The 26073-nt window shown below is 61.8% G+C and carries 26 protein-coding genes and 1 other RNA gene; 11 read left to right on the top strand and 16 right to left on the bottom strand.

The features are described from left to right. Position 1 precedes the first annotated feature (1 nt). Positions 2-1594, bottom strand: a complete 1593-nt coding sequence (locus tag ABSB13_RS05140) for a nitrite/sulfite reductase (protein WP_428106129.1) — start codon at positions 1592-1594, stop codon at positions 2-4. 165 nt (positions 1595-1759) lie between these two features. Here ABSB13_RS05140 and ABSB13_RS05135 point away from each other — a divergent pair, with 165 nt between their 5' ends. Next, a complete protein-coding gene (locus ABSB13_RS05135; RefSeq protein ID WP_428106074.1) occupies positions 1760-2194 on the top strand; it encodes an RrF2 family transcriptional regulator in 435 nt (144 codons plus the stop codon). Between the two features lie 19 nt (positions 2195-2213). Further along, positions 2214-2666 carry a hypothetical protein gene (locus ABSB13_RS05130; RefSeq protein WP_428106072.1) on the top strand — a complete coding sequence of 151 codons (453 nt, stop codon included), beginning with the start codon at positions 2214-2216 and terminating at the stop codon, positions 2664-2666. Positions 2667-2726: 60 nt separating this feature from the next. On the opposite strand, the gene ABSB13_RS05125 is transcribed toward ABSB13_RS05130, so the two are convergent. Both ABSB13_RS05125 and ABSB13_RS05120 read right to left on the bottom strand, forming a co-directional pair. Continuing rightward, entirely contained in the window at positions 2727-4637 is a 1911-nt protein-coding gene (locus ABSB13_RS05125) for a hypothetical protein (RefSeq protein WP_428106069.1), read from the bottom strand. Positions 4638-4689: 52 nt separating this feature from the next. Further along, positions 4690-5676 carry an LLM class flavin-dependent oxidoreductase gene (locus ABSB13_RS05120; RefSeq protein ID WP_428106067.1) on the bottom strand — a complete coding sequence of 329 codons (987 nt, stop codon included), beginning with the start codon at positions 5674-5676 and terminating at the stop codon, positions 4690-4692. 440 nt (positions 5677-6116) lie between these two features. On the opposite strand from ABSB13_RS05120, the gene ABSB13_RS05115 reads away from it, so the two are divergent. Then, positions 6117-6941, top strand: coding sequence for an esterase/lipase family protein (locus ABSB13_RS05115; protein ID WP_428106066.1), 825 nt, complete (start codon positions 6117-6119; stop codon positions 6939-6941). Between the two features lie 103 nt (positions 6942-7044). Here the strand turns inward: ABSB13_RS05115 and ABSB13_RS05110 are convergent, their stop codons facing one another. From ABSB13_RS05110 to ffs, 8 genes are all read right to left on the bottom strand, one after another. Then, complete coding sequence (locus ABSB13_RS05110; protein ID WP_428106063.1) at positions 7045-7335, bottom strand: hypothetical protein; 291 nt, start codon at positions 7333-7335, stop codon at positions 7045-7047. Positions 7336-7436: 101 nt separating this feature from the next. Beyond that, a complete protein-coding gene (locus ABSB13_RS05105) occupies positions 7437-9038 on the bottom strand; it encodes a wax ester/triacylglycerol synthase family O-acyltransferase (protein WP_428106061.1) in 1602 nt (533 codons plus the stop codon). Between the two features lie 811 nt (positions 9039-9849). Continuing rightward, positions 9850-10431, bottom strand: coding sequence for a superoxide dismutase (locus ABSB13_RS05100; RefSeq protein WP_428106058.1), 582 nt, complete (start codon positions 10429-10431; stop codon positions 9850-9852). 130 nt (positions 10432-10561) lie between these two features. Continuing rightward, a complete protein-coding gene (locus tag ABSB13_RS05095) occupies positions 10562-10960 on the bottom strand; it encodes a c-type cytochrome (protein WP_428106056.1) in 399 nt (132 codons plus the stop codon). Between the two features lie 89 nt (positions 10961-11049). Further along, on the bottom strand, positions 11050-11673 hold the full coding sequence (gene recR / locus ABSB13_RS05090) for a recombination mediator RecR (RefSeq protein ID WP_428106053.1): 624 nt from the start codon (positions 11671-11673) through the stop codon (positions 11050-11052). Positions 11674-11684: 11 nt separating this feature from the next. Further along, entirely contained in the window at positions 11685-12014 is a 330-nt protein-coding gene (locus tag ABSB13_RS05085; protein WP_428106052.1) for a YbaB/EbfC family nucleoid-associated protein, read from the bottom strand. Positions 12015-12053: 39 nt separating this feature from the next. After that, the gene (dnaX, locus tag ABSB13_RS05080) at positions 12054-13964 is read right to left on the bottom strand and encodes a DNA polymerase III subunit gamma/tau (protein ID WP_428106050.1); all 1911 of its coding nucleotides are present in this window, start codon (positions 13962-13964) and stop codon (positions 12054-12056) included. Between the two features lie 36 nt (positions 13965-14000). Continuing rightward, an RNA gene (gene ffs, locus ABSB13_RS05075) (signal recognition particle sRNA small type) lies at positions 14001-14099 on the bottom strand. 214 nt (positions 14100-14313) lie between these two features. On the opposite strand from ffs, the gene ABSB13_RS05070 reads away from it, so the two are divergent. From ABSB13_RS05070 to ABSB13_RS05040, 7 genes are all read left to right on the top strand, one after another. Then, a complete protein-coding gene (locus ABSB13_RS05070; RefSeq protein WP_428106047.1) occupies positions 14314-15189 on the top strand; it encodes a carbon-nitrogen hydrolase in 876 nt (291 codons plus the stop codon). 2 nt (positions 15190-15191) lie between these two features. After that, positions 15192-16292, top strand: a complete 1101-nt coding sequence (locus ABSB13_RS05065) for an agmatine deiminase family protein (protein WP_428106045.1) — start codon at positions 15192-15194, stop codon at positions 16290-16292. Positions 16293-16706: 414 nt separating this feature from the next. Then, the gene (locus ABSB13_RS05060) at positions 16707-17108 is read left to right on the top strand and encodes a DUF2089 domain-containing protein (RefSeq protein WP_428106043.1); all 402 of its coding nucleotides are present in this window, start codon (positions 16707-16709) and stop codon (positions 17106-17108) included. A gap of 47 nt (positions 17109-17155) precedes the next feature. Further along, on the top strand, positions 17156-18880 hold the full coding sequence (locus tag ABSB13_RS05055; RefSeq protein ID WP_428106041.1) for a DUF4097 family beta strand repeat-containing protein: 1725 nt from the start codon (positions 17156-17158) through the stop codon (positions 18878-18880). 129 nt (positions 18881-19009) lie between these two features. Next, positions 19010-20254 carry a glycosyltransferase family 87 protein gene (locus tag ABSB13_RS05050; protein ID WP_428106040.1) on the top strand — a complete coding sequence of 415 codons (1245 nt, stop codon included), beginning with the start codon at positions 19010-19012 and terminating at the stop codon, positions 20252-20254. A gap of 7 nt (positions 20255-20261) precedes the next feature. Then, positions 20262-20408: a hypothetical protein gene (locus ABSB13_RS05045; RefSeq protein WP_428106039.1), complete on the top strand. Its 147-nt coding sequence runs from the start codon at positions 20262-20264 to the stop codon at positions 20406-20408. After that, on the top strand, positions 20395-21012 hold the full coding sequence (locus ABSB13_RS05040; protein WP_428106038.1) for a hypothetical protein: 618 nt from the start codon (positions 20395-20397) through the stop codon (positions 21010-21012). Before ABSB13_RS05045 ends, ABSB13_RS05040 begins: the two co-directional genes overlap by 14 nt. Before the next feature lie 27 nt (positions 21013-21039). On the opposite strand, the gene ABSB13_RS05035 is transcribed toward ABSB13_RS05040, so the two are convergent. The 3 genes from ABSB13_RS05035 to ABSB13_RS05025 form a co-directional block, all read right to left on the bottom strand. Next, positions 21040-21651 carry a TetR/AcrR family transcriptional regulator gene (locus ABSB13_RS05035; protein ID WP_428106035.1) on the bottom strand — a complete coding sequence of 204 codons (612 nt, stop codon included), beginning with the start codon at positions 21649-21651 and terminating at the stop codon, positions 21040-21042. A gap of 168 nt (positions 21652-21819) precedes the next feature. Beyond that, positions 21820-22842 (bottom strand): NHL repeat-containing protein, encoded by a 1023-nt coding sequence (locus tag ABSB13_RS05030; RefSeq protein WP_428106033.1) that lies wholly within the window; start codon positions 22840-22842, stop codon positions 21820-21822. Between the two features lie 264 nt (positions 22843-23106). Then, on the bottom strand, positions 23107-23958 hold the full coding sequence (locus ABSB13_RS05025; protein WP_428106031.1) for an NHL repeat-containing protein: 852 nt from the start codon (positions 23956-23958) through the stop codon (positions 23107-23109). Positions 23959-24273: 315 nt separating this feature from the next. On the opposite strand from ABSB13_RS05025, the gene ABSB13_RS05020 reads away from it, so the two are divergent. Beyond that, complete coding sequence (locus tag ABSB13_RS05020) at positions 24274-24771, top strand: hypothetical protein (RefSeq protein WP_428106029.1); 498 nt, start codon at positions 24274-24276, stop codon at positions 24769-24771. A gap of 98 nt (positions 24772-24869) precedes the next feature. Here ABSB13_RS05020 and ABSB13_RS05015 read toward each other — a convergent pair whose 3' ends face one another. Then, the gene (locus tag ABSB13_RS05015) at positions 24870-25214 is read right to left on the bottom strand and encodes a hypothetical protein (protein ID WP_428106028.1); all 345 of its coding nucleotides are present in this window, start codon (positions 25212-25214) and stop codon (positions 24870-24872) included. Positions 25215-25293: 79 nt separating this feature from the next. Further along, positions 25294-26073, bottom strand: a 780-nt coding sequence (locus ABSB13_RS05010) for a Gfo/Idh/MocA family protein (protein WP_428106025.1), incomplete at its 5' end; no start/stop codon positions are given.

Genomic DNA, 26073 nt, shown 5'->3' with positions numbered 1-26073 from the left:
TTCAGGCGGCGGCGACATCGGCGCCGGTTGCGTCTCCACTTGCGATTGAAATCAGGTCAGCGTCGGAAGTGCGCACGCAAAAGTGCGTGAAGCTCTCGTTGCTGTTGCGCCGCTCGAGGTAAGTCCCGAACAGCCGCGACACGTAGTCTTCGACCATCGCGGACGGCACGCGCCGTATAAGCGGCTTGCCGATCGCCGCGTCCTTGCCCAGCCCGCCGCGCAATATAATGTCGAAAGCCTCCAGCGGCTCGCCCGCCGGTCCGCGCCCGGTCGTGCCCTGCAACCCGATATCGCCGGTCCAGTGCTGCGCGCACGCATGGGGGCATCCATCGAGATTCAGCTTGAGACCGCCGACCTGCTCGCCGAACTGATCCACCAGCCGCTCGATGATTGTCGCGAGCTTGGTCTTGGTCGGAGTGACGGCGTAGTTGCAATGCGGATCGCCGATGCATCCGATCGACGACGCGTAGAGGCCGTTCGCATTCAGCGGGAAACCGATCGCGCCAACTTGTGCGATCACGTCGTCGAGCTGCGCGGTCGGAATCCCGGTGATGATGAAATTCTGGCGGCGCGTGAGGCGGATGTCGCCGCCGAATGAGGCCGTGAGCGCCGCAATCTCGCGCATCTGCCGCCCGCTCATCAGGCCCAGGTAAACCGGAAAGCCAACATAGTTGAGCCCCGGCTGTCTTTGCTCGCGGATGCCCATGTGATCGCTCTCGGTCTCAGGGAGCGGCATCGCGGCAAGATTCTCGAGCGCGAAGCCGAGCCGCGCTTCGACCAGCCGGCGAAATTCCTCCGGCCCGTAATCGTCGATCATGAACTTGAGCCGCGCCTTGACCCGCGAGATTCGGTACTCGGTCGTCCCCTGCCACACGTCGATGATCGCGCGCATCACCGGCATCGCCTGCTCGCGCGTGATGAACACGCCCAGATGCCGCGACAGGCGCGGCGTGGACGACTGTCCACCGCCGACGCGCACCGCAAAGCCCTCGCGTCCGTCGTTGACCATCCCGACCAGCGCGACGCAGTTGATCTCGGGAGCGTTGCACTGATGCTGGCATGCGGCGATCGATATCTTGTGCTTGCGCGGCAGGTCCGAGTACTCGCGATTGCCGAAGAAAAATCCCGCGGCCTCGGCGACCAGCGGCGTCACGTCGAAAACTTCGTCCCGATCCACGCCCGCCACCGGGCATCCCGTGATGTTGCGCACCACGTCGCCGCATCCGCCCATCGTCGTCAGCCCGGCGCTCTTGAGCTTCTCCAGAATCTCGGGGAACTTGTCGAGCGTGATGTAATGAAGCTGGAAATTCTGGCGCGTGGTCAGCTCGCCCTGGTCGCGCCCGTAGGTCTCGGAGATTTCACCGATTACCCGCAGCCCCTCGGCGCTGAGGATGCCGCTGGGGATTTTCACCCGCATCATGAACGTTCCGATCTTCGGCTTGTCGTGGTACATGCCGAACCACTGGAGCCGCACGATATCTTCTTCGGGAAGCTTTTCATACGAGGTCTGCGCCAGCCGGTCCCATTGACCCGCCAGTTCAGTCGGAAACAACTCCCGCTTGAGGCGCTCGACTGAATTGCGCTTCAAGACCATTTCCCAAGCCGGCGGCTCTCTCTTCGGCACTGATCGAATCTCCTGCGGAGACAAAAGATAACTTAGGTTACTGACTTAGTCAATTAAGTAGATGACTAAGCTGGTAGCCTATTCCATCTACTGGCCCTTTATGCTAATAACAATCAGCGGGGAGCTGCGGAAAAAATGAAGTTCGGCGTCGGCGTTGACTACTCCTTGAAGGCCCTTCTGTTACTGGCAGAGCGTTATCCTACCACTTTGCCCATTCGAGTCGAGGAAATAGCCCAGGCCCAGGGCATCCCGGAAAACTACCTGCGCCGGCTCCTGATCGAACTCAAGCGCGGCGGTCTGGTCGCCAGCCAGAAAGGGCCCAGCGGCGGATACATGTTGGCCAAGCCGCCGGCGCGAATCACGATGGCGGACGTGGTGGAAATAATCGAGGGCGACTACACCCCGGTTGAATGCCTGGAGGAAAGCTCGTCGATGTGCCCGCGCGGACAGCCGTGCGCGATGCGCGACGTATGGTGCGAGCTCCGCGACTCCGTCAACGGCATCCTGCGCCGAGTGACGCTGCAAGCGCTATCGGAAAAGCACAAGCTCGCAACCAACTACAGCATCTAGCACGAGAGGTCTTTGCGCCATGCATGCATGCGCCGCGGCCGGGGCCGGATTTCTGATCGCGGTATTGTGGTTCGACCTTATGTTCGATGTGCAGACGCGAAAGCACGCCGGCGACACGCTTCCAACCGAGGCGTTGGCGTCAATCTCGGCCTACTATCGGCGCGTCACTATCGAAGCATGGCCGATGAACCGGCTGATCGCGGTGGTGATGGGGCTGACCCTGTTGGCGATCGTGACTGAAATTGTGCACAACGCGGATCATTGGTGGATCGGATGGATCTCGCTGGCCGCTGCCGCAAGCGCGATCGGACTGGCCCGGGCGCGCACCCTTCCAAACGCCGTGCGGCTGGGAGCGGCAGCGGAATCACTCCACATGCAAACCCGTCTCGCCCGTGCGATCTATCGGGATCATCTCTACTGCCTCGCGGCCATTGCCGTTGTGCTCGGCCTCCAGCTAAGCGCGGCGCTTTGACGTTCGCGAATAAAAATATCGTGTTCGGTCGGGCGCGATGCGCTGTCGCGATCGAAGTCCTCAACGCCGATGCAGATTTGTAAATCCAAAGCGCGCCTGCAGGAGATATTCCATGTTCTGCTTGGCGGGTGTGAAGTTTGGATCCTGCCGCAGCACTCCCGCATAGAGCGCCATCGCTTCGTTCGTGCGACCCGCCTCCTGGTCCAGGACGCCGAGGTCATAGCGGGCAAATTCATTCGACGGATAGAGCGAGAGCACCAGGGCATAAGATTCCTCCGCAGCCACCGCGTGTCCCGCCCGCTGCTCCGCGAGCCCGGCATTGAGCAATTTGGACGCGTGGATGCCGGGAGCTTCGATGACCGGGCGGGCCATCGCGAACCCGAGCAAAATCGGCATCACGGTGGCCGACACGATTGCGATTGGAAGTGCGCGCGAGCTGCGGCTGGCAAGTTGCGCTTCCGGCGCCCGCCAGTACTGGAGTATCCGCCGACTGCCGAGCCACACAATCACAACCAGGATTATCAATAGAAACAGCGCCGCATCGGGAAGTGACAACGCCCGGATTGCCCAGGGACTCAGATTCCTGCCGGCGACGAGTTCTCTAAGATCGTAAACAATCGGCGAGGCGCTCGGAACAAAGACCCATGCGTTGTTGGCCACGATTCCTGCGGCGGTACGATCCCACTCGTTGACGGTAACGTACACGGCGACGCCGATTAGTTGCACCACGAATCCCAGGAACACCACTGCGGCTACCGCGATTGCCGCTCGGCGCGATGCGAAATCGGCGGCCATCTCGAAGGCAGGCAGCGTCAGCGGCATCAGCAACACGATCGCCTCCAGCATGTACCTGGGTCCGTACGACAAATCGCCGCCCCAGGTCTTGTTGGACGAAATCATCAATAGATGCGCCGTCGCCGCCGACAGGAGGGCCACGGTCTCCAGCGGCCATCGGCGGTAGGCGCGACGGCCTAGCGCGAGTGCAAGAATCAGCGGTGGAGCGAACACAAAGATGCTTAGCGCGGGGCTGACAAGGTAACCGCCGATCGCCTTTGCAATCTGGCCCACGTCGAGCACGAAACGCGCTCGGTCCTCGGTATATCCGAACTGAATCGCGCTCCCAAATCTCAGGTAGTTGAAATACATGGAGCCGGCCACTGCGCCCACCGGGCCGATCGTCGCGAGCCCCGCGCGGCGTATCATTCGCGACCATCGATCATCCAAAGTCCGAACCAGCTTCCATGCCACCGCCGCGCCGTACAGCCATAAGACGACCGCGGCGGGGACGGCGTCCGGACGCGCCAGGATAGCCACCCCAAGGCTCAAGCCCCCGAAAATAGCGCTGCTCGAGAGCTCACCGGGGTTTTTCACTGAAAAGAACCAAAACGCCAGGATTACCATCAGCGCGTCCAGCGCGTGCTGATAGAAGTGGGTCGCCTCCGACATGACCAGGGTCGCAAGCCCGGCCGCTATTGCCATCAACAGTACGGCCCGCGGCTTGGGCGAGAGTTGCGTCCCGACCATGAACAGGACGGCGACAATCGCGCCGCCGACCAGCGCGTTGACAATCAGTGAAGCCGAGATTGCCAGCCGTCCGCCCCAGCGTAGCGGATGCTCCGCCACCCCGATCGGAGGCCCCGCAAGCTGACCACCGTTCATCGAGCCAATCGCGTCGTCGAGTTTCAGCCCGAGATATACGAACGGAAGTGAGACCAACGGAAGACCCGGTCCCTTTACCGTGTAGAAGGTTTGCCCGCGGCCGAACCGTGCATCGGGCATAACCGGGATGTCAATCGTGCGTCTGAGGATCAGCGCCTGCGCGGTCTCCTGCTCCATCGCCTCGTCGACCGCGAAGTAGTTGCCGGGTCCGATCGCAAAATAGAAGCTCGCGAATGTGACCAGCAGGACCGCCTGCGGCGGCCACCGGCGCAACATGCGATACCATCGCGTCTTTGCTTCGACCGCATTCACGCGGCTTCCCCTTGAGCCGAGCGCGCAAGGCTATCGACACATGCGCGATCGCTCACACGTGCGCGAGGACCTCTTCGTGCAGCTTGCGCATCAGCTTTTCGTTCTGCGCGACGTCGCCGGTAAAGATAACCTGCGACGTGCCCCAGTCCTTCGCGCGCCGCTTCAACTCGACGATCAATTCCTGCGCCGTTCCGATCAGCATCATCGGCGACGCCAGCAGATCATCGGCGGTCTGGCCGAACATCGGCGCCATCATCTCGGCGGTCTTGCGGGTAGCTTCGCGCGAGTCCGAAATAATCGTCGAGAAAATGAAGTTGCTGACGCGGATGGCGTCGGGTTTGCGGCCCAGCCGCTTGGCTTCCTCGCGGACGAAGCGCACCTTCTCGCGGAACGAGTCGTCGGTGGTGCGCTTCACGACCTCCATCGAGATGTGGCCGCGCTTGCCCGCATCCGGAATGATGTTGATGTAGTCCGCGTACTTGGCCGCCAGCCGCAGCAGACCCTTCCCACCGCCACCAAGGATTATCGGCGGATGCGGCTGCTGTATCGGCTTGGGCCACATGATCGCATCTTTGAAATGGTAGAACTCACCGTCGAAAGTCGTGCGTTCGTTCTTCCACAGCGACAGGATGCAGGTCATCGCTTCGTCGAGCATCCGCAGACGCTCGGTGATTGGCGGGAACGCAATCCCGCTCATCTTGAATTCCGTCTCGGTCCATCCGGTGCCGAGTCCCGCCACCAGCCGGCCACCGCTCAGCCGGTCCAGCGTCATCAGGCTCTGCGCCGTGATTGCAGGATGACGAAACAAATTGCACAGCACGAGATGGCCGACGCGGATCTTTTTGGTGGCTTCGATAACTGCGGCAGCCATCACGATATGGTCATACGCCAGCGACTTCGGATCGTATTGCCGCTCCGGACCTTCGTTAACCAGATGGTCGGGAAAGACGATCAGGTCGTAGCCGAGCGCCTCCGCGGCTTGCGCGTTGGCCCGATACTGGGCCGGCTCCATGTTGCCAAGCTGAATTCCAAACTCCATTTGTACCTCGCAAAATACCGGGATTGGAGTCGGCTAGGTTAGCAAACCGGCCTGCCCAAAGAACATCCAATTGGGCCCGAAGCGTTGAGCTCTCTCCAACGCACGACGCAACGTTTCCCTGGTGAAAATCGCGGCACATGCTCTCGTGCACGGCGAGGCCGCACGTCGGCGCTGCCGGAATTTAGAACAGCGCTTTCGCGAGTTTTGTTGGCTTTTTACCTCTTCGCGGACGCTTGCTGCATGAGTATGCAAGCCGTTGGGTGTCAAAAGCTGCCGATGATTACGAAATCATCAAAATTTGCATTAGAAATGATTGCGGAGCCGGTTTAATATTGTTATGTTGCATCACAGGATGAATGGGATGACGAGGTTGCGGTTTCGCCATGCATGCGCCTGCCATTTGAGACGCTGCCTGCGCGAACTGCCAAAAAAGGAGACAAATGACTCCAGGTAGCGCGCAGATTTCTTCGCGAATCGCCCCACAACCACAACGGCCCTCGCTGCTCGACTCCCTTGGCGAGTTCCGAGTTCCGCTCGAGGCCTCCATTTATTGGCTCGGCGCACTCACCCATCCCTGGCCACACGTACAACCGCTCAACAGCAAAGTCGTCATGCTTATTCCGGGCTTCATGGCTGGCGACGTCACGCTTGCGCCGTTGGCGAATTTTTGCCGATGGCTCGGCCATCGCGCAGTCCACGCGGGAATCTGGTCGAACTCCGAGTGCCCGCGCGAAACGATGCAGAAATTGAACGCACGGATTGCGCTCACCCATGAGAAATTCGACCAGCCGATCGTTGTGATCGGCCAGAGTCTCGGCGGCGTTTACGCGCGCGAGATTGCCCGCGAGCAGCCCGAAATGGTCGAGCGCGTGATCTCGCTTGGATCGCCGCTGAGACAACCACGCCACGCGGCCAACCTTGCCGTGCAGGCGGTTGCGCGATCGATCGCCGCACTTCGCGGCAAGGCTGACGGATGCCTCAGCGAGTCGTGCAAGTGCGGACTTATATTGAGCGACGAATCGCCCGCGCACGTTCCGGCCACCCACGTGTACTCGCGTACCGACGGTGTCGTGCACTGGCAAAGCTGTATCGATTTGAGCGGCGCGCCGACGGTGGAAAACGTCGAGGTGACGGGCAGTCACGTCGGGATGGGATTGAACGCCGACGTGTATCGCGTGATCGCGGATCGGCTGGCGATGCCGCATAGATCGCGGCTCCATTTGGTGGATTCGCACGCCGCAGCCGCGCAGGCCGCGCGGAGTTGAATCCGGCGCGAGCGCTCACGCGCGTCCGTAAACCGGAAGTCAATTTTCGTGCCCAGGCTTGGGCGATATGCGCCGGTTGATTACCAGACGCGTTTTTTCCGGATCAGGCCACGAAACGAACTCCGAAACGTAACTTATCGGCGTTACAACTCTGCTGCATTTGTTCCTCTCGCTGACTGATGCGTACGTCGAGATCGTCACGCGCGCAATAATCGGAGCAGTACCAGTACTCCGCGACCTGCCGCGACGGATCGCGAATCTCGGCCGAGCGCAGCTCAAGAAAGGTGCGGTCCTGAAAAAGCACGCCGAACCCCTCTGTGGGCGAGTCGGGCAACAGAGACACTATCTCCTGCCCACAAAAGTTGCAGCGATGACCGACAGTGAACTGCTTCATGGCTGGCTCCTAACAGTCTCCAACTCTGGCGCTTGATACTTTAACGCGACTCCCTGTCATTGCTTCGAGCAATCCCCGACCTCCGGCAAACGCGGCACCGATCAGTGAGCCCTCAATGCTGCGACCCCTGGATGTGCTGGATGTGGAGGTTCAATTGCGCCCGCGGGCTGCATGCCGGTGTATATCGGTATCTGCACACGAGATGGCTGCACTGCGGCAGGCACGCTCTTGGCAACGGCGGCCTGCTTGAGTTCCTTGAAGACCTCCTCGACCAGTGACTTCATGCGATCGGGATCGGGCATCAGATTGGGCGCAGCCATCACCGTGAAATAGAGATCCTGGTTATAGCTGACAATCGTCACGCCGAATCCGAGATTACCGCCCAGCGGAAGCAGGCCGACGTAGTCGGCCATCCGATGGCCAGCGAGATAGAGCGGCACCTGTGAGCCGGGAACATTGGTGGCGACAAAGCTTATTCCCAGTGGCTGTGCCGCGCGTTTGGCCCATGATGGGAAGATTCGCTGCAGCGACACTGCGGTGTCCATGGCCGCGGTCACAATTCCGGCGAGCATCGCGACAAGTGCCGGCGAGACGCCATCGCCATTACTCATCAATCTTTCGAGCGCCTGCGGCTCCCCGGCTTCTTTGATCCTTTGGGTCTCCGCAGCGACGAGTTTCAGCCTGGCCACCGGATCCATCGGTTCTGCTGGCAGTTCGGGGAGCATCATCGAAACCCGATTCCCCAGCGACCCGCTTTCGTCGTCACGTCTCACATTGACCGGGCATCCGATTCGCAGCGGCGCGCCGGGCTGCCCGCCATGATAGCGGAGGTAGCGGGCGGCTCCCTCGCTGAGCATCGTCAGCACGACATCGTTGATGGTACCGCCGAAGGCGGCGCGAATTGCCCGGACATCTGCAAACGACGTGCGCAGCCAGGCCATCGTCCGCTCCTGGCTTACCAGGCCGGCGTTCCATGGCGCAGCCGCGATCGGTCGCATCAGCTGGCGGGCCAACCTGGCGAGCGTGCCGGCATCCGAACCGAGATCCTTGACTGACGATCGAAAGTTCAAAGCCATTTGACTCAACCGGCGCATCGAGTCCAACTGCGCCTGGGCGCGGTCGAGCGTGGCATCGATCACCTGTCGCAGCGGCCCCGGAAGAGGTTTTGGAGACCATGGCTCAAGCTTCGATTCTGTCGCCGGTGGGTTCGGCCGGAAATCCAGGACCACGTTCAACAGCTCCATTCCTGACACGCCATCGACCAGGCAATGGTGAACCGGCCACATGATGACGGAGCGATTGCCTTTGAAGCCGTTGAACAGGTGCGCCTCCCACAGTGGCCGGTTGAGATCCAGCGGTTTGCGGAAGACCGCCATGGCTGCGTCGATTAGCTGTGCTTCGGAAGTATCCGCCGCCAATTGATGAAGCTTGATGTGATTCTCGATCCTGAAATCGGGGTCGTCCTCGAACGTCGCGTGATTAAAATTGAAAGGTACCTGGACCAGGCGCTGACGGTAACGCGGAAGCAGATGCAGCTTGCTCTCGAAATGCCGAATCAACTCCGGATACGTGATCTGGTCCTCGAAGAACGAGAGCGAGCCGATGTGCAGCGGCCCGTTGCGCGACTCGCCGTAAATAAATGAGGAGTCCTGACCAGTGAGCCGATGGCTCAGCTTTTTAGTTGGAATAGATTTTTCAGGCATTGCTCTCACGCCTCCAAAGCGCTCGCAAAGTTACTTGGCCGATCGCCGCGCGGGGCCGTGATTGCTCAGTTCGCCCAGGCAGCCTCGCCCACAGGCGCAAGGCCACTGCGTGCAGCGAATGATTCGAAGCGCGGGCACTCCGACTGCAGCGGCTGCCGCGGCCATCTTGGCGTCCACCTGAACCGCCGCAGGCTCGCCTGTTTCTGGGCAAGTCACCTGCTTTGGTTCACGAAACCGGGTGTAAACCTCGACGGCCAGGGCGATGGAGGGGCACGGAGGAGCGATCGCTCGGACAGAAGTGGTAAAGGGAGTCGACATATCAGTGAATCCCTCACTCACGGCGCGTCGCAGCCGGTGCGACGCCTTTATTCATTCGTCTTTCTAATGATTGACACGCATAGATCGAGCCACTGCTAATGCGACGAACCTCCCGACACCGCACGAAATTCGCGAGCGGCTGCCGAAGATAAATCGCCCTCCTCGCAGCAGCGAGTTAAGGGTGTGTCCGGTTGCGCCAATCAATTTGGTGACAGTGACGCCATCGGAATCAGACAGTTCTACGCGGCACCATTCTAACGTTGGTTCCACGCACGGTCGGGATCACGCGAACTATCGAGATTAAGGAACGAGATCCTGTTCGCGCGCAAAGATTAGGTCGACTCGCGGCTTCGCATTCCTTGCGCCTTAGCTGGACCCAGCCCGGCGTGACGCGGCAATCGTCCCGGCAGAGATAAGCGATCGTTCGGCGATATCCGCCAGCTTGGCCCAATTTTCGCGCTTCGCCTTGGGCGTTGCGGTACGCGGCTGCTGACTACTTGAAATTGGCGTTCGCGAAATCCCAGTTGGCCAGCTCCCACCACGCTTCGACGTATTTGGGGCGCGCGTTGCGATAGTCAATGTAGTACGCATGCTCCCAAACGTCGCAGGTGAGTATCGGCGTCTGGCCCTCGCGTATCGGACATCCCGCGTCATGGGTCGCGATCACTTGCAACGCGCCGTCCTTCGCGCGCACCAGCCACGCCCATCCGCTGCCGAAGTGACCGGCGGCAAGCTCGCTGAATTTTTTCTTGAACGCATCAAAACTGCCGAAGTCTTTCTTGATCGCGTCGGCGACTGGTCCCTTCGCTTCGCCGCCGCCCTTCGGACTCAAGGATTTCCAGTAAAAGGAATGATTCCAATGTTGCCCCGCGCTGTTGAACAGCGGCCCCGGTTCTGCCGTCTTCACAATCTCTTCGAGCGAAGCGCTCGCGAATTTGCTGCCCACGATCAGTTCGTTGAGCTTGGTGACGTAGGCCTTGTGATGCTTGCCGTGGTGATACTCGAGCGTCTCGGCGGAGATATGGGGTTTCAGCGCGTCCAAACTGTACGGGAGGTTTGGAAGTTCAAAAGCCATGGCGAAATATCCTTTCGGGTGCGGACGCGAAATGCGATGCGCCGCCGCCCGGTTGCGGGTGAAAGATCGATCCCGAGATTGGATTAATAATCTTACGCAGAATTCGGAATTAGCGCCAACCGTGGCTGCTTCACTTCTTCTTCGCCGCCTCGGTCTTCGCTGCGTCGCTCTTTGCCGCCTCGGTCTTCGCTGCCTCGGTCTTCACCGGCTGGTTCTTCGCCGCCTCAGTCGTCTTCGCCGCCTCGGCCAGAAAAGCCACCAGGTCGTCGATCTTACTCTTAAGCTGAGGCTGCGCACGCATGTTATGCGTCGTGCGCTTGGGTTTGTACCCGGCCGGATACTTGAGATACAGAATGCGATCCTCAACCAACTCGCGCGACGAACCCGCGATCGGCGGTCCCTTGCTGCCGGCCAGGTTGGGATCGCGATTATGGCAAGCCATGCAGGTGGTCACGTACGCGATTCGCCCCCTCTGTACCGGCGTCAACGGCTTCGACGGACCGCACGCCGACACTGCTATCGCGAACATCGTCGCACCTGCGCCGAGCCACGAGCGCCGTCGTGCCCGCGCCGCGGTTCCTGAGCTGATGGAGCGGCCAAAGATGGTTTGCACTTGAGCTAGAGTTCGCGGCGGCCGCTAAGCGCACTGGTCAGAGTCGCGGAATCGCTGTATTCGAGGTCGCCGCCAGCCGGCAGTCCGCGCGCCAGCCGCGTCGTCTTCACGCCGAGCGGTTTCAGTGCGCGCGCGATGTAAAGCGCGGTCGCCTCGCCCTCGACCGTCGCATTGGTGGCGATTATCACCTCGCGAACGACCGCGGGCGGACTCACGCGCGTAATTAGTTCCTTCATCTTGATGTCGTCAGGGCCGATACCATCCAGCGGCGCCAGCGCCCCATTAAGTACGTGATACACGCCGCTAAAAATACGCGCCCGCTCGATGGCCATCAAGTCCGCCGGCCCCTCCACTACGCAAATCACGTCGCGTTCCCGCCTCTCGTCGTCGCAAATCTCACAGCGTGGATGGTCCGACAGCCCGAAGCATCCCGAGCACAGACCGACACGCTCTTTCATTTCGAGCAGCGCTTCGGCCAGCGCGATTACCTGGTCGCGCGGCCGATTGAGCAGATTGAACACCAGCCGCGACGCGGTCTTCTCGCCGATTCCGGGCAGCCGCGACAGTTCTTTGACAAGCCGCGTCATCGCAGGCGGCAGTCCGTCCTGACGCTTCAGGTTTTCCGGCATTCCGCGCTCCGTCATTCGGCGCCAAAGCCGGGAATCTGCAGACCCTGGAGCGGACCGAGCTTGCCCATCTCGTCGGCGAGCATCCTCTGCGCGCGAGCCAGACCGTCGTTGACGGCGACCAGGATCAGGTCTTCGAGCATCGACTTGTCGTTGGCCGCGACGATCGCGGCGTCGATTTCTATTTTGCGCACGCGCAGCGAGCCGTCCACGACCACCCGCACCATCCCGCCGCCCGATTGAGCCTCAACGGTTCTGGCCGACGCCGTTTCCTGCATCTCCTTCATTCGCAACTGCAGCTCTTGCGCCTGTTGCATCAATGCCGACAAATCTATTTCTGCCACTCTGATTGCTCCTTGCCGCTGGCTCCCCTGCGCAGCGTACTACTTCGGTTCCGGGCCGCCGCCTTCCTTCGTCGAAGCCGGCGCGAGATTCGGTATCCTGAGTTCCACCAGCCGCGCGTCCAGCGTATCGAACACTCTTCGGACCGCGGGATCCGCAAGCACCGCTTGCCGTTCCTCGGGTGTCGCTGCGCGCAACGCAGCATTCATCGCCGGCGGTGTCGGCGCGGTTTCTCTGGTTGATTCAACCGGCTTCGATGGCGCCATCGCCTTTTGCGCGCTCTCGATGGCTGCCTTATTAGTTGTGTCCGCCGCCGCAGACGGCAATTCCCGCGTCCGGCCATTGCCGCCGAGCGGGATCGTAACGCGGCCGGCATCGGCAAGCTTCGCCGCTCCGTTGGCCGCAAGCTCGACTCGAATCGCGCGGCCAAGATGCTCGCTCGCAAGCTCCGCAATCACCAGCTTGTTGTCGTTCAGATAGCGGACGTAAATATCGTTTCGCGCCGTGACCGTCAGCAGGTCGCCGTCGAGCGCAAGTCCCGCGCCCTGCTCCATGAAACCGGCCAGCGCGGCGCGCCGGCCCCGGATGAAATCGCGCAGTTCGGGAAGTTCGCGCGGGCTGTCGCCTTGAACCTCATGGCGCAGCGGCGCATCGGCCTTGACCTCGCCCTCGACGCGCAGCCGCCGCGCACCGCTGGGTTGTTCCTTCGATGAGGCCTCCGGCTTCGCCGCGCCCCGGCTGCTCGCGCCGCCGCCGGACGGCGCGGGTGGAGTCCCCGAGGCTGGCGGCGCCACAGTCTTGTCCGAGCCGATCGCACGCAGCAATTCGTCGGCGTCGATCACCGCCGCCAGCGACGCCATCCGCACCACCGCCATTTCGAGCAGCAGGTCCGGGTACGGCGAGCGCAAAATCTGTTCCTGCGAATCGGCCATCAGACGAAACAGCCGCATGATGTCGCGTGAGCTCGCGCCCGCGGCCAGCCGCTTGAGCTCCGTCACTTCGTGATCGGGAATATCGTCGAGCGGGCTATCCGCGTCGCTGGCGGGAAGTTTCGCGACCGCGAGATTTCTGAACGTTTCGAGCAAATCGCGCCCCAGCGATTCAAGGTTTGCGCCGCGGCTCTTGAGCTCGCGCACGTGCGCCAGTGCTGCGGCTGCGTTCTTCTCCAAAATCGCGCCGGCCAGTTTCAAAACCGTAGTCCGGCTCGCGACCCCGAGCGACGACGCCACCGCGGCCTCCGTCACCTTGTCCGACGTCGTTGCCATCGCGGTCTCGAGCATCCGCTCCGCATCGCGCATGCTGCCGCCGGCCTCGCGCGCGAGCAGCCGCAGCGCGCCCTCCTCGGCCTCGAGCCCTTCGCGCCGTGCAAGATCCTTCAGCCGTTCGAGAATCGTCAGGTACGGGATGCGCCGAAAGTCGTAGCGCTGCAGGCGCGACAGGATCGTCTCCGGCATCTTCTGCGGCTCGGTCGTCGCGAGGATAAACTTGACGTGCGGCGGCGGCTCCTCGAGCGTCTTGAGCAGCGCGTTGAAGGCCGAATCGGTCAGCTGATGCGCCTCGTCGATAATGTAAATCTTGAAACGGTCGCGCGCCGGGCGGTAGCTCAGATTTTCGATGATCGCGCGCGCGTCCTCGATCTTGCGGTAGGTGGCGCCGTCGATCTCGCTGACGTCGAGCGAGCGGCCGCCGCGAATCTCCACGCACGCCGCGCATTCGCCGCACGGCTCCGCGGTCGGTCCTTGCTCGCAATTGAGGCATCGCGCGAGAATTCTCGCCGCCGTGGTCTTGCCGACGCCGCGAATCCCGGTGAACAGAAACGCGTGCGCTATTCGGCCCCGCTTCAGCGCTTCGCCGAGCGTGCGCGTCACGTGCTCCTGGCCCACCAGCTCCGAGAAGCGCTCCGGGCGCCATTTGCGCGCAAGTACGAGATGTGTCGTCTGGGATTCGGCCATCGCGATATCTTTTCGCAACGGAACTGCCCGTCGAATGATAGCCAGGCACCCCTGCGGCACAGGGTGGCAGCCGGTACCGTTGCTTCCTTCCGGACCTGGCGGGGTTCGCGGCCTTCCCTTGCGCAGGACCCGGCTATCAGCGGCGGGCAGTCCCGATATATTGCTCCAGCGCGCGTTCCTATTGCGCGCTCTATTAGAATATCACGGCGCTGCTCATGCAACTGCTGATTAAGAAAATGTTTCGTGCCCCATGTAACTCGATTGCACTGCAACGACGCGAGTCTCCGTGTGTCGCAAGAGGCTAAGGGTGATGGCGCGCGCCGCGCCCGGTTGCTATCACAATATCGTCATGGGATCGCAAGCCGACAAGGTCGCCATTGGCCTCATCCAGATGAGCTGCGCGCCCGAGCCACGCCTCAATCTCGACAAGGCAATCGCCAAAATCGAGGAGGCCGCACTGCGCGGCGCGCAAATCGTCTGCACCCAGGAGCTGTTCGGCGCGCACTACCCGTGCCAGACCGAGGACCCGAAATTTTTCGATCTCGCCGAGCCGATTCCCGGCCCCACCACCGACGCGCTCGGCGCCGTGGCGAAGGCGCGGAAAATTATCATCGTCGCGTCGATCTTCGAGCGTCGCGCGGCGGGCGTCTATTACAACGCTGCCGCCGTCATCGACGAGGCCGGGAAAATCGTCGGCCGCTACCGCAAGATGCATATCCCCGACGATCCCCGCTATTACGAAAAATATTATTTCACCCCCGGCGATCTCGATTTCGTCGCCCACCCCACCTCGCGCGGCCCGCTCGGCGTGCTCGTGTGCTGGGATCAATGGTTCCCCGAAGCCGCACGGCTCACTGCGATGGCTGGCGCGCAGATCCTGTTCTATCCCACCGCGATCGGATGGTGGCATGGCGAGCCGGAAAAAGTCCGCCCCAAACAGCAAAACGCCTGGGAGACGATCCAGCGCAGCCACGCCATCGCCAACGGCGTCTTCGTCGCGGCCGTCAATCGCGTCGGCGTCGAGGGTGAACTCGAGTTCTGGGGCGATTCTTTTGTCGCCGATCCGTTTGGCGAAGTAATCGCGCGCGCCAGCACCAGCGCCGAGGAAACCCTGGTCGTCGAATGCGACCTCGCCAGCATCGAGGAAGTCCGCCGCAACTGGCCCTTCCTGCGCGATCGCCGAATCGACGCCTACACGGACCTGACGCGCCGCTTTCGATCGTAGTCGTGAATCCCATTTCACCTGAGCATCGCCGCCTGCTCTCGGCCTACCGGATGCCCCCCGAATGGGCGCCGCATCTCGCCTGTTACCTCGCATGGCCGCACAATCTCGACACCTGGCCCGGCAAGTTCGACGTCATCCCGCCGATCTATGCGGAGATGGTCGCGGCCATCGCGCGATTCGAGCCCGTCCGACTGATGGTCAACAACGAAACGCAGATCGATGAAGTGCGTGCGATGATTCGCGACGCCGCCCGCCGCCGGGGCGATAGCGATGACGCCGCGAATCGGGCTGTCGATATATTTTATCTGCCCACCAACGACGCATGGGTGCGCGACCACGGCCCGGTTTTCGTCAACCGCCTCGCAACCGATTCGTCCGCCGGCCCAAATCAGATCGCGCTCGACTGGCGCTTCAACTCGTGGGGCCAGAAGTACGGCGCCTTCGATCTCGACGACGTCGTCCCGCAAAAACTTGGGCGCCGCTACGGCTTCGATGTGATCGAGCCGGGCATCGTGCTCGAGGGCGGCTCGATCGACGTCAACGGCGCCGGCTCGGTCCTCACCACCGAGTCATGCCTGCTCAACCCCAATCGAAATCCCGCCCTCAACCGCGCCGGCATCGAGGATTACCTGCGCACGTATCTCGGCGGGACCAACGTGCTATGGCTCGGCGATGGGATCGCCGGCGACGACACCGACGGCCATATCGACGACCTCGCGCGCTTCGTCGCCCGCGACACTATCGTCACCGTCCTCGAGGACGATCCCGCCGACGTGAACTACCCGGTCCTGCGCGACAACCTCGAGCGACTGCGCGCGATGCGCGATCAGGACGGCCGTCCCTTCAAAATCGAAACTCTACCGATGCCCCCGGCCGTCATCTACGACGGCACGCGCCTGCCCGCCTCCTACGCGAACTTCTATATAGCCAACCGCGCAGTCCTGATGCCGACCTTCGACGCCGCCACCGATTCCGTCGCGGCCTCGACGCTCTCCCGACTCATCCCCGGCCGCCGCGTCGTCGGCGTCCCGTCGGCGGACCTGGTCTGGGGCCTCGGCTCCGTTCATTGCCTGAGCCAGCAGCACCCCGCGCCTGCTGCTTAGAGAATCGGGAAAACGTCAGGGGAGTAGGAGTTCCGCGTCTAGGGATGATCTGTTCAGCCTGCCCCCGGCGGATTTAGTGTGCTACGCGTACGGTATGCACGAAGTCACGATACCCCACGCCTCGCCCCAAAGCGGACCACCCGTCCGTTCGCCACGACCCCGGTGTCCAGTGAAAATTAATTTTGACGGAACGAAACTACCGATAGAGCCTGGCCGTCCAAGAACCACAAGGGGTGGTATGAATTGCTCGTTTTACCTTGAAATCAATATGTGAAAAAGGCGACTTACGGCGCGCATCGGATGTCTGTTGCCTGCGATTCATGCAAGCCCACTTGCTATCTGTGGTTTCGCTGAAAAATTAAGAATCTTAATCTGAACTTGACAAAATCAATATTTAGGTCAATATTCTCCCCCATGCGGCCAATAATTCTTAAATGCCCATCATGCGATGGAAATCTGACAGTCGCGCGCCTGCGATGCCCTGATTGCTCGATCTCCATCGACGGCGAATTCGCCCCGCCCGCCCTGCTCAAGCTCAGCGGTGCGCAAATCGATTTCGTCGAGGTCTTCATCAAGAACCGCGGCGTAATCCGCGAAGTCGAGCGCGAACTCGGCGTCTCCTACCCGACCGTGCGCGCCCGACTCGACGAAGTCATCACCGCGCTCGGCTACTCCGTCAAATCCGCTCCCGAGGCCGCGCCTTCCGGCGACGACGGCTCGCGGCGCCGCTCGGTCCTGGCCGATCTGAAGGGCGGCAAGCTCAGCCCCGAGGAAGCGCTCGCCGCGCTCAACGGACCCCGCACCAAAGACGATTAGAACAATCAGGCAACTGAAAAAACTGAAAAAAACGGAGGAAATCCGCCATGGCTATCTCGACGCTTGAAGGAGTTGAATCAATCCGCATCCTGCGCGCAGCCGGAAATCTGAAAGTTTCTGGCGCCGGTCTCCAACCTTCGTTAGTTGAAATCGATACGGGCATCGCGCCCGAAATAACTCGCGACGCCGGCGTCGCCGAAGTGACACTGCGCGACAACGCCGCCGTCACGGTCCCCGCCGGCGTCGCGGTCGAAATCGAAGATCTCGCCGGCAACCTCGACGTCTCCGATCTCGCCACCCCCTTCGTCGTCAAGCGCGTCCGCGGCAATCTCCACGCGCGCCGCCTCGGCGCCATCTCCATTGGCGACACCGTCAGCGGCAACGTCTCCATCAAGGAAGCCGGTTCGGTTGAAGGCCTCAAAGTCCGCGGCGCGCTCTCGGTCGAATCCGCCCGCGCGATCACCTTCAGCCTGGTCGCCGGCGAATTCGATTGCCGCGCCATCGATGGCGAAGTCGCGATCGAAAAAATCGCCGGCGGTGCGCGGCTGCGTGGCCTGCACGCGCCGTTCATCGCCCGCGTCGTCGGTGGACATCTCGAAATCGAAGACGCCGCCCACGTCGAAGCCGGCGTCGTCGGCGGCAAAGTGCGCGCCGCGAACCTGTCCGGCGCAGTCCGGATCGGCAAAATAGGCGGCAAACTCGCGGCCGACAGCGTCGCCGGCGAAATCGCAGTGGGCTTTGTCGACGGCAGCGTGCGTATCGCCCGCCTCGGCGGCGCGCTCAATCTTGAGGATGTGGGCGGCGCGGTCTATCTCGCCGGTCCGTTTCCGGCCGATAAAACCTGGAGCGTTAGAAGCCGTGGACGGGTCAACGTCGAGGTGGACGCCAACGCTTCGCTCGAGCTCGACGCCGCCGCGGGATGGGGCCGAATCCGCACCTACGGCGTCGACGCCGCGGGGCTTGAGCGCCTCGGCCGCAATCACGTTCGCGGTCCGATCGGTCCCGACCCGGCCTTGGGCGCGCGCCTGAAACTTGCCGTCGAGACGCGCGGCGCCGACGTGATCGTCGCCAGCGCCGACGCGCGCGAGCGCGATTTCTCCGGCCGCGGCTACCGCTCGCGCATGGGCGGCGGATTCTCCGCCCCGTTCGAGGATCTCGCCGACGAGCTTGGCGGCGAGATTCCCGCCTTTGTGCGCAGCGTACTCGACGCCGCCGGCCAGTTCGTTGCCGAGAGCGGCGGGATGTCCAGCACCATCGTGCGCGGAGTTACCCGCGACGTGAAACGCAGCGTCAGCGAAGGACTCCGCGAAGTCGAGCGTGCGGTCTCCGAAATCCAGGAGTCGGTTCCCGGCGATGTCGGCGAGCGGCTCTCGAAGCTTGGCAAGGAGGTCGGCGACCTGGTCGCCGACGCCGTGCGCGGCGGTTCGCGCGAGGCGCGCCATGAGATGCGCGAGCGGGTGCGCCAGGCCGCGCGCGAGATGCGCGACAAGATCCGCGAAGCCGCGCGCAACGTGCGCAACCGTTCGCATGATCGATCCGGCGGCGCTACTCAGTCCACTACTCAATCAACTACTCAGTCCACCGCTGAAAAGCCGGCCCCTGATAGTCAGTCGTCGCGGTTCACGCCGGGCGCAACTGAAAAACTCAGTCGCGACGACGCGATCCTTGAAATCCTCGCCGCCGTGAAAGATGGCCGCCTCGAGCCCGACGAGGCCGACGATCTCATCAACGCCTGGATGGAGGTTTCGCGCGACGCCGACGCCCGCCGCTGACTTGCTCCAGCCGCGCCGGTGCAGGCTCCCCTCGTGGCGCTTTGGAAGGGATGCGTCTTGCGCTAGATTGCCCGCAGCGGAGCCGATCCCCGTCGATTGCAGTTGTGGGAGAGACTCGCGCGCAGCTTAGTGGGTAGTTCGATACTCGACTTCTTCAGACGAGCGCCGTGGCTCACGCGCCGGCGCCTCATCGTATATCCGAAACTGTTCCTCGCGGTTTACCTCGTAAGCGCCATCGCCTGGCTGATGTCGAGCAAGGGTCTCGTCGATCCCGCCGGGCATCCCATCGGCGCCGACTTTATCGACCCGTGGTCTGCCTCCTGGCTGACGCTCCACGGCGCTCCGGCCGCCGTTTACGACGTCGCACGCCTGTGGTCCGTAGAACGCTGGGCGGTCGCCGACCCGGCGGTTGGCTTCGCCGGCTTCCACTACCCGCCGATGTATCTGCTGGCAATCTTGCCACTCGCACTTGCGCCGTACGTCTGGTCTTTGCTCGCATGGACCGCGGCAACCTTCGCCGTTTATCTCGGGGTCATGTGGAAGATCGATCCCGAGCGCGATGCGCTTTGGCTGGCGATCGCTTTTCCCGGCGCGATGGTCAATCTGACCAACGGGCAGAATGGATTTATCACTCTCGGCTTGCTCGGAGCCGCCCTGCTGACGCTTGAGCGCCGCCCGATTCTCGCCGGCGTGATGTTCGGGCTGATGAGTTACAAGCCGCAGTACGGCGTGCTCGTGCCGATATTTTTAATCTCCACCTCTGCCTCGCTTGAATCTCCGCCCAGGACCATCGACCACGGCCGCTGGCGCGCGATCGGATCGGCATCGGTCACGGTGGTATTGTTCGCGGCTCTGTCGCTGGCGATATTCGGCGAGCAAAGCTGGCGGGCTTTTTTTACCAGCGTCAGCTTCACCCGCCATGTCGTGCTCGAGCAGGGCGGCAGTGGATTCGAGAAACTGCAGAGCGCGTTTGCGGCCGCGCGCCTGTGGGGATTCAGCGTCGCGACCGCTTACTCATTCCAATTCGCGGTAAGCTTGGTAACCGTGTCCGCTCTCATCTGGATATGCCGGCGAACCGCCAAATTTGAGCTTCGCGCCGCCGCGCTCGCAACCGGCATATTGCTGGCGACGCCCTACATGATGGACTACGACCTGGTCGTGCTTGCGTTGCCCATCGCATGGGTTGCGATGGAAGGGCGGCGCTCGGGTTTCCTCCCGTGGGAAAAATCGCTGCTCGCATTCGTATGGCTGCTGCCGCTGTTCGCGCGCTCACTGGCCGGTCGAGCGATGATTCCAATCGCACCGCTCGCGATGCTGTTGCTGATGGCCGACATCGCACGGCGCGCGCAGCTGCCCGCCCCCGCCCGGGGGTAGAGTGTCGTTGAGCCTGGACATCGCGGGTCATCAAGGTCCTTTGGCGGCGAAGCGCCGTTCCTCTATCCTTAATCCTGCCGGGATTCCGATCATCGGCTGGGCGCTGATTGGCGCGATTGCCAGTGAAGGAGGGCGCGTGCGTGGCGGAGGATAAAAAACTTTCGGGCGTTGCAATCGGCCTGCTGACGTTCGGGCCATGGGTCCTGTACGGCTTCGCTTCCGGCGCCAATTACTGGCGCGTGGCGGCCGGCGGCGGGTTAATCCTCTGTCTGGTATTTATGGCCGCGCGGTCGCGCCGCGGCGTCGCGATCAGACTGATGGACTGGACCGGGCTCGCCTTCTTCGCGATCGCTTCGATCCTCACGATCGGCCTGCAATCGGCCGTATTCCCGACCTACAGCACGGTCGTAATCTGGTCATGCTTCGCGGCCGCGGCGTGGGGTTCGATCGCGATTGGCCATCCGTTCACCACTGCCTACGGGCGGGAAAACGCGCCGCGGGAGCTCTGGGATCATCCGGTCTTCATCCGGCTTAACCTGGTGATGACTCTTGTCTGGTGCGGACTGATGACCGTCAACGCCGGCCTGGCTGAGACCGGCGTCATCATCGGCGGCAACCTGGGCAAGCTGGGACTGGGATTTGCGCTGCCGACGGCATTGCTGATTTCCGGGTTCGTCTTCAACAGCCGGTTCCCCGCGCGCTACCTGGCGCGAGCCGGTGACCTCGGCGCCGGCGCAAGCCCGGCGCTTCCCGGGTAAGGGAGTTCCGGCGCCCGGGCGGCGCGGCTACAGCTTCACAGTTTTGAGCGCGTCCAGGATTCTTGCCGTCAGCTTCGGGCTCATCGTCTGACCCTTGAGCGTCATCGCTTCGAGGATCAGGCACACGATTTGCGGGATCAGCTCGTAGTCCGCGCCGGCCGCGTCGGGACGCGGGAAGAGTTCCTTGAAGGATTGACCGATAAATTCCGACATCCGATTGTTCACCGCGCTCACCGACTCGCGCAGGTACGAATCGGTGCGGCTCGCGACCACCAGTTCGAGCCACGCGGTCGCCAGCCGGCCGTTGGCAATCTCCCACAGCAAATCGATCGCCATGGCCCGCCGATCGTTCTCATTGGTCAGCCGGCTGACCTTCTCCTTCATCTCGCCGAACATCAACTCGAACAGGTGCTCGATCGCGCTGGTGAGCAATTCCTCTTTCTTGGGATAATGGTAGAGTTGCGCGCCGCGGGAAAGGCCGGCGCGCTCGGCAATTTCGGAAGTCGTCGTGTTCGCGTAGCCGCGATCGATCAGGCACACAATCGCCGCGTCGAGCAGGCGGCGCCGCGTTTCCGCGGTTTTCTCGTCCTGCGTCAGTCGCGGCCTGAAACTGCTTCCGGTTGGTGATGAGGCGCCCATCGCGGCGACAATCGTAGCAGACCCGCAATCGCGATCAAGGAAGCTCGGTCCGAATCGAACCGAATCGTCAAGATGTTTACCCGGCAAAACCTGTCCGCCCGCGATTTTGCCAGGTCCATCTGCGTGAGTTCGCCCGCGTCGCTCCACCCGAAGAATCAACCGGGTTCGCTAGGGCAGCTTGCCGAACGCGGGACCGAACGTAATTCCCCACGAATATTTGGCTGCAGCACCGGTCAAGAGAACCTTCGGAGCAGGCGACCCAGTCGCCTTAATCTGACCGGGAGTAAACTCCTGTGCGTTGACATCAGCGTAGTCCATCACCCACAAGTCGCTGCCGTGAAAAGCGAGGCCCCATGGTCCGTCCAGACTTGAGCTGCTAATCGTTACAGCCGGCGCGTCGTTGTTCGAGGTGCTGAGTTGGCCCTTCGGGAATTCCACGACGGTATCATCGCTGTAACTCCCCACCCAGAGATTGCCATGGCCGTCGAATCCGATCTGACCCGGATCGTTCAAACTCCCGCCGCCCCCCAGGACGACTGCCGCGGTCTTGTCGCCGGTGGTGGTGAGCTGAGAAGCTGAGAATTCGAAGAGCTCATCGACTTCTCGGCCGTCCGTCCACAGATTTCCCGATTTGTCGAACGTAACGAAGCCCGGAGCAGCCGACGACATCTGCGTAGAATCCGTAATTATGACGGCCGGAGTGATCGGGCCGCTGCCGGCTTTCAGTTGCGCCGCAGAGATTTCATCCAGACTGTCATTGCCGCGGTCCATCAGCCAGAGATTGCCGTGCTTGTCAAAGGTGCAGCCCTCGATGCCGGAGAACGACGAACTGGTGATCGTTACTGCGGCGCTGGGAGCGGTTGGGAGTTTCTTAAGCTCCGAGGCGGTAAAGCCGAGGATCTCTTCATCGTCATCCGTGACCCAGAGATTCTTCGATTTGTCGAAGCACGCCCCATAAGGCGCAGCGCCAATCGAAATCGTGAGTGGAGTTGGCGTGTGGCTGCTCTTAAGCTGACTGGGCAAGTACTCGTCAACCCGGTCATTGTCCTCGTCGACGATCCATAGAGCGCCTGACGCAGCCCGTGCGGCCGGCGCGGCGACACAGACCAGTGCCGAGCAGATCAGCAGCGCCCCTAACGCGCGCCGAGGCGCGCGCGCCCTTACCGATTCAGATTTTCTCGAGTATTGCATTTGAACGATTCCCCTCTCGGGCCTTCCAGCCGTAATTTGGTTCGGGCAAACTATCTTTGGGTTAACCTCACGCGGCTCAGGCGCGCGCCCACCGATCGGGTGACAGACGCAAAAGGGCCTAAGCCGGAATTTCCGCTTTTGATTTTGCAGACACGCCGTTTTACCCGATAGCCGCTCGAGCGTCAAATCGGCGGCAGGGGGTGACCCCTGCACCCAATGCTAAGGCCGCCCGCGTCGCTCCACCCGAAGAATCAACCGGGTTCGCTAGGGCAGCTTCCCGAACGCGGGACCGAAGGTGATTTGCCAATTAAACCGGGTAGTGGCACCCGTCAGGACAACTTTCGGAGTGACCGTGCCACTGCTTTTCAGCTGACCAGGCGAAAACTCTAAAGCGTCATAATCGCCATAGTTCAACACCCACAAGTCGCCGGAATCAAAAGCGAGGCCCCATGGTCCAACCAGGCTTGAGCTGCTGATCGTGACAGTCGGCGGGTCGTCGTTCGAGCTGATGAGCTGGCTCTTCGAGAACCTCACGACAGTATCACCAGTACCACTCCCGTAATTTGTCACCCAGAGATTGCCCTTGCCGTCGAATCCGATCTGACCCGGATCGCTCAAACTCCCGCCGCCCTCCAGGACGACTTTCGCGGTCTTGCTGCCGCCGGAGGTGAGCTGAGAAGCCGAGAATTCGAAGAGTTCGTCGTTAGCTTCTCCGTCGGTCCAGAGATTTCCGGATTTGTCGAACGTGACGAAGGCCGGCTCCGCGAAAGAGCCCGTAATTATGACGGCCGGAGTGATCGGGCCGCTGCCGGCTTTCAGTTGCGCCGCAGAGATCTCATCCAGACTGTTATTATCGTAGTCTCCCACCCAGAGATTGCCGTGCTTGTCAAAGGCGCAGCTAGTTACGACCGCGAACGACGAGCTGCTGATCGTTACGGCGGGACTGGGAACGGTTGGGAGCTTCTTAAGCTCCGAGGCGGTAAATTCGAGAATCTCTTCATCGTCATCCGTGACCCAGAGATTTTTCGACTTGTCGAAGCAAGCCCCATAAGCGTATGTGCCAACTGAAATAGTGAGCGGGGTTGGCGTGCCGCTGCTCTTAAGCTGACTGGGCAAGTACTCGTCAACCCGGGAGTCGCCCGAGGCTCCGATCCATAAAGCGTCGGACCCGGCCCGTGCTGCGGGCGCGGCGACGCACACCAGCGCCGAACAGATCAGCAGCGCCCCTAACGCGCGCCGAAGCGCGCGCGCCCTTACCGATTCAGATTTTCTCGAGTATTGCATTTGGACGATTCCCCTCTCGGGCCTCCGGTGGCAACGCGTCATAGTACTGGCCAGCCGTGCCAACGGCTAGGGGGTGACCCCTGCACTCAGTATTCAGACTGGTCCGCCGCTTGTCATTTCTCATCACGCTTGGGATGATCTGCCGCCGTGAGCGCACCTTCAAAGCTTGAGCTCGAGCGCTTCGTCTCGACGTTTCCATATTCGAGCGAGGCATTCCTGGTCGACGAGGTAATGTCTGTCGACCCCGCGGATCGAGAGATCGAAGCGCGTATGGACACTACGCGCCCGCTGCCCGTCGGGCGGTATCAAGTGGGCGATCCAGCCGTCCATCCTCGCCACGTATCGGGGCCCGACCTTATACTGCTGACCGGCAACCTCGGATGCCTTCACGCCTACTTCCTGCACGGCTGTCGATGGGAGGAGGGATGGGTCGGGTTCGGCAACCGCATCCATCGTGCTGATTTCCGAAGTCTGGTAACCATTGGACCGCCGCTGCGGCTCCATTCCAAAGAGACCAAGGTCCGCGAAGGGCCGAAGCGGGTTGTGCTGCGCTTCGAGTTTCGCTTCTGGCAGGAGGAGCGGCTGGGCTACTTTGGCGACCAGTCGGCAATCTTCGTTAAAGGTCGGGAGTTCGAGGAAGATTAGCCGGAATTTCTCTGACTAACCCTGCCTCGCGCGCCTCGCAGCACGCCCTGGCACGCCGGAGCCGTCGCATCGCCGCTTCCGCGCGTCTTGCGTATCGCCTAATTCACCTTGAGATCGGCGGCCGCGACGCATCGTTGCTGCATCGACGGCGGACCGGGGAATATAGGGTTATCTTCCTGTAAAAGATTTTTGCCGCGCTGAGCTTCACACTCAGGATAGGTATCGAAAACGCCAATCCCCGACCACTGTGAAAACGGCGTGTCGAAGTCGGCGACCTTGCCCCACTTGTTGCAGTTATCCATACGCTTGTTGGATCCAATCCATGCGTCGAATATCCGGCCCTCAAAACCTCCAGCACAGCTGCAGGAGGTTTTCGCAAGGTTCGGCGGCACCATCAGATACCAGCCCACAAGCGCAATCGCGACGGTATGGCGCAGATTCATACCCGTGATTTAGCAAACTTTCACCCTAGTGAAAAATGGCGCAGCGCACCTTCACGAGTTCTCGGGACGGAGAGCCAAGTCAGATCGGGAGTCGTGCTCTGGTGTCCGGCCCGATCTCGTCGAGACGCACTTCGCGGTGCTCGCAGGCCGAGACGTGGGCTGCTATGGCGAAGCGGAGCGTTGCCGCTGCATCGTCGGCATCCTGTGGAGGTTGGCGGCCTTCAATCAACGCGTCGATGAAATCGTGCACGCCGAGTCGAAAACTTTCCGACCAGTCGGTTGGGATGTCGTGCCAGGCGCGCGTCTCGCCGTCCCGATACAGGACCAGCGCAGGCTCGTCGAGAAGCGAACCGGAACAGCGGTTGATCCAGATGATGCCCTCGGTCCCGTGGATTTCGATGCGGTCGTCACTGGCGTAGTACTTCGAGCGTACCCGCATGCCCACCGACGCGATGACTTCCCAGCTACCGAACTTGGGTACCCCGGCGTACTTCCAACTGATCAAAGCCGGCCCGTCGTAGAAGGCGTCGGACCCAAACCGGTTGACGTGAATCCACGCGTGCACGCGTTCGACCGGCTCGGTGATGAAGAAGCGCGCCATGTTGTAGCAATGGTAGCCGTGGTCGAAGCAGGTCGGGCCGCCACCGCAGGTTTCCGGATTCATGCGCCAGGCCAGCGACGTGGCCGGCACCCGCCAGCCGTCATCGAAACGTCCGGCCGCCGTCTTGATACGCACCGAGATGGGCTCACCGATTGCGCCTTCCTTGACCAGCGCGCGCGCCTTGACGTGCGGCGGATAGTACATGAAGTTCTCGAAGACCCGCAGCCGGCGTCCCGCAGCTTTCGCCGCTTCATTCAC

This window comes from Binatus sp. (SeqCode) (genome assembly GCF_050013435.1).
GTDB lineage: Bacteria > Desulfobacterota > Binatia > Binatales > Binataceae > Binatus.
Note: the sequence above shows the minus strand (reverse complement) of the source record. Positions and strands in the feature narration are given on the sequence as shown.